This is a genomic window from Aquiflexum sp., assembly GCF_041749095.1.
Lineage (GTDB): Bacteria > Bacteroidota > Bacteroidia > Cytophagales > Cyclobacteriaceae > Aquiflexum.
This window is the reverse complement of record NZ_JBGTCA010000295.1, coordinates 1-4,528: the sequence shown is the minus strand read 5'-3', so window position 1 is coordinate 4,528 and position 4,528 is coordinate 1. Positions and strand designations below refer to the sequence as shown.

Sequence of the window (4,528 nt, the reverse complement as noted above, 5' to 3'; positions counted from 1 at the left end):
AATAATAGAAAAATCGACAGGTGAATCCCTGCCGGGGGTAACTGTCCTGGAAAAAGGTACCGCAAATGGAACAGTGACTGACATTGATGGAAACTTTTCCATTGAAGTATCAAGTTCTGAAGCCTCACTCCTTATATCATTTATTGGATTTTCCACTTTGGATATACCGGTTATGGGCAGATCTATTATTGATTTGGAAATGGAGGAAAATCTTGATGACCTTGAGGAAGTTGTGGTAATCGGTTATCAAACCATTAAGAAGAAAGACCTGACAGGTGCAGCAGCCGTGGTCAGAACTGAAAACTCCAATAAAATTCTGGCAGCTACGGTGGGAGAATCATTACAGGGTTTGGCACCGGGAGTTTCGGTAAGGACGGGAGGAGCGCCGGGTCAGGCACCACAGGTTGAAATCAGAGGGGTGGCCTCCTTTATCAATTCAAGTCCCCTTTATGTGATTGATGGAATGATTGCAGATGCCAATCCGACTTTCAATGCCAATGATGTAGAGACCATACAGATATTGAAAGATGCATCCGCTGCGGCCATTTACGGCTCCAGGGCAGCAAACGGTGTCATCATAATCACCACAAAACAAGGGGCAAAAGGTGCTGCCAGGGTTACAGCCTCAGCCAAATATGGTTTTGAACAATTGCCCCCGGGATATGATATGATGAACAATGTTGATTTTGCGGAAATGCAAAGAAGGCAGTTCACCAATTCAGGACTGACTCCACCTGCCAGTGTTTCGACCCAATTTGACCCATCCATCAATACCGACTGGTATAATGAAGGAACAAGGATGGGCAATTCCCAGGATTATAATGTCACCCTTTCTGGTGGAGCAGACAATAGCAGCTATTTGATTTCGGGAAGTTTTTTCAAAAATAAAGGAGTATTGATCGGGACTGATTTTGAAAGGGTTGCTTTTAGGATCAACACCAGAAATAAAAAAGGGAGAGTAACTTTTGGGGAAAATATGGTTTTTACAAATTCCGTTTCCAGGTCTCCGGGGATGGGCAATCCTTTCTACGACATGCCCCAATTGTTACCTGTGATTCCGGTCAGGGGCGATCGGTTCATATCGGAAGCAAATCCTGACGGATGGGGCAAAGGAACCACTGATGCGGTTACTTATGCCTGGAATCCCGTTGCAGTCAATGCGATCAACAGCTTGAGGAGCAATTTCGCAAAGATTGTGGGCAACGCCTATGTGGATGTGGACATTACAGATGCCCTGGTGTACAGGTTCAATGCAGGTGCCGAACTGAGCTTCGACCATAACAAGAGAATGAGAAGGGCAGGAGAATGGCATTTCAACCAACCTGCCGCACCGACCAATGTTATTGAGGACAGGGGTTTGTTTTCAAGTTTCCTTTTTGAACATACCCTTAATTTCAATAAAACCATTGATAAACATGTCATCAATGGTGTAGTAGGCCATTCCCAGCAACGTACCAAAATGGAAATCCTGTCGGCAGGAAGAACCGATCTCCAGTCTTTTGATGGGATTTATTTGAATACCGTCAGTTCAGCAACTGGAGAGGCTATAGCGGATGGCTTTATTCCACAGCAATACATTATATCCGGCTACCTCGGCAGGGTCAATTATACTTATGCGGACAAATACCTCTTGACACTTACCGGACGGTACGATTCTGATTCCAGATTCGGCGAAGGTAACAGGTCCCGGTTTTTCCCGTCCATCGCAGGTGCCTGGAGAATAGGGGATGAAAGCTTCTTTGAATCAAATGTCATTTCGGATTTGAAACTCCGTGCTTCTTATGGTGAATTGGGTATCGTGACTGTGGGATCCTGGGATTATATCGGCTTTTTGAATTCCAATCCAAGAGCGATTTTTGGACCGGATCAGGCGGCTTATGTAGGTGCTACCCAGGCAAGATTGGCCAATCCGAATTTGGGATGGGAAAGAAGAATGAGCCATAATTTAGGATTTGATGCAGGATTTTTTGATGATAGTTTTATCATTTCAGCGGAATACTACAATTCACTTTCAAAGGATGTCCTCGTGAATTTGCCTATCGCATGGTATTTGGGCAACCTCGGCGGGGAACCTGCGGTAAATGCCGCTTCCATCAGGAATACAGGTATTGAAGTGGAGGCCACCTACCGGAACAGAAAAAATGAGTTCAAATGGGATGTGTCCGGTAATTTTACAACTATCAGAAATAGGGTTGTGGATATCGGAAACCTTGGTGAAGGAATCAATTATATTCAGACTGGTATCACAAGAACCCAACTGGGTAGATCTTTGGGAGAATGGTTCTTACTACAGACAGATGGGCTTTTCCAAAGTCAGGAGGAAATCGACAATTACCGGAATGCTGACGGTCAGATCATCCAGCCATTTGCCAGACCGGGTGATGTCCGTTTTGTTGACATCAACGGTGATGGTGAAATCAATCAGGAGGACAGGACTTTTCTAGGTTCACCTTGGCCGACGCTTCAGACGGGGGCACAGTTCAATGCCACTTATAAGAATTTCAGTTTCAACATGCAATGGATCGGGGTATTCGGCCATCAGATTATGAATGGCGTGAGGCGACAATTGGACAGCTACCAGAACACTAATTTCAGAAATGATCTTAATCCCTGGAGTCCGAATAATACCAATACTTCTGATCCAAGAATAGGTTTCTCTGTTGGAGATCCGGGATTAATTGACAATGCCAGACTGGAAAGTGACAGGTGGTTGGAGGACGGTTCTTATGTCAGATTGAGGAATCTTGAGATAGGGTATAATTTCCTCCCTGATATAGTGCAGAGATGGAATGTGCAAAATGCCAGGATATTTATCAGCGGCCAAAATCTGCTGACTTTCACCAAGTACAGTGGATTGGATCCTGATGTGACCGGCAACGGTATCCTCGAAAGAGGCTTTGACAATGGCAACTGGCCTGCCAGTAGGATTTATTCTGTAGGCTTCCAACTTGAATTTTAATCAGATCAACATTTAGAGGTTATGAAAAAATTAGCAAAATATATATTGATGGCAAGTACGGTTGGAATCTTGTCCTGTGATCCAAATCTGGATATTACCAATCCCAACCAGCCAACTGTAGGGGTATTCTGGCAGAATGCCACTGATGCTGAACAAGGTGTCAACGCTATCTACAGTACTTTCGCAAGAGGTGGGTTTTCCAGGTGGATGCCCATGTTATACCTAACCAGATCAGATGAAGGATACAGCGGCAGTCCATGGTCAGATTTGGCCAATGCCATGGGAGGATTCATTCAGCCTGATTATAATTTCGGTCCTGTGATTGACGTGTGGCGGGATTGTTACATAGGTATTTTCAGGGCCAATCAGGTTTTGGACAATGTTCCCGATATCGAAATGAACCAGGAACTCAAAAGCAGATTGCTTGGAGAGGCTTATTTTCTAAGGGCATATTTCTATTACAACCTGGCTTTGCTGTGGGGAAATGTTCCCTTGATGCTGGAAACTTCCAAGCCTACGGACCTGCCACCGACCTCGAGTCAAGCAGAAGTATGGGCACAGGTTGAAAGAGATCTGGCTTTGGCGATTTCAGGATTGCCGGTGAGATATGGATCAAGTTCTGATTTGGGCAGGGCAACCAGAGGTGCCGCAAATGCACTCCTTGCCAAAGTATTGATGCAACAAGGGAAAAACCTGGAAGCCGAACAGCCGCTACAATGGCTGGTCTCAGGAGAAGGGGCGAGCGTGTATAACCTTGTCCCTAACTACAGGAACAACTTTCTGATTGATTCTGAAAACAATATAGAATCGGTTTTTGAATGGCAGTTTACCATCAATCCAACTGAAGTGACAGATGATGATGTGGCGACCCCTAACCATAATTATGGCACTTCCATTTCACAGTTTTTGGCACCTCCCGGAATAGGCTGGTCTGATGCTGAGGCCAGAACATGGACCATCAATGAGTTCTTGCAGGAGCAAACTACCACCGGGGACAGAGATCCCAGGCTGACAGCATCATTGTTATTTTCAAATACAGATGAAAGAGGCCCTGATTTTACAATGATTTACGGGCAGACATTTACCCAAAGATACGGCCCTGAAAATCCAAGGGCATGGTTCAGGAAATTCCTGAATGACCATTGGAGAAATGAGGAGGGGTACCGTTCTCCTAATAATTATAGAGCTATCAGGTATGCCGATGTTTTATTGATGTATGCAGAGGTCTTGAATGAGAACGGAAAAACTGCCGAAGCCTATCCCTTAGTGGACAGGGTAAGACAAAGGGCAGGTTTAGCACCTCTGTCCCAAACAAGACCGGGATTGAATCAAACTCAGTTTCTGGAGCAATTGAAGCATGAAAGGTTACTGGAACTTTTGGGAGAAGGTCATAGATGGGCGGATTTGGTGCGTTGGGGAGATGTTGGGCCAGGTTTGGCACAAAGGGATCCCGGATTCAATAACTTTCAGGTTGGAAGACATGAGTTTTTGCCAATTCCCCAGAGAGACTTGGATATCAACAAAAGTTTAAGCCAAAACCCGGGCTGGTAATCATTCACATAAATTGAA

Annotated in this window: 2 protein-coding genes; both read left to right on the top strand. The window is 45.0% G+C overall.

Annotated elements, in window-relative coordinates:
- The coding region (locus ACEW8O_RS13785; protein WP_373495207.1) for a SusC/RagA family TonB-linked outer membrane protein at positions 1 to 2,959 on the top strand (2,959 nt) is incomplete at its 5' end.
- Between the two features lie 21 nt (positions 2,960 to 2,980).
- Entirely contained in the window at positions 2,981 to 4,510 is a 1,530-nt protein-coding gene (locus ACEW8O_RS13780; protein WP_373495206.1) for a RagB/SusD family nutrient uptake outer membrane protein, read from the top strand.
- The last annotated feature ends 18 nt before the right edge of the window (positions 4,511 to 4,528 follow it).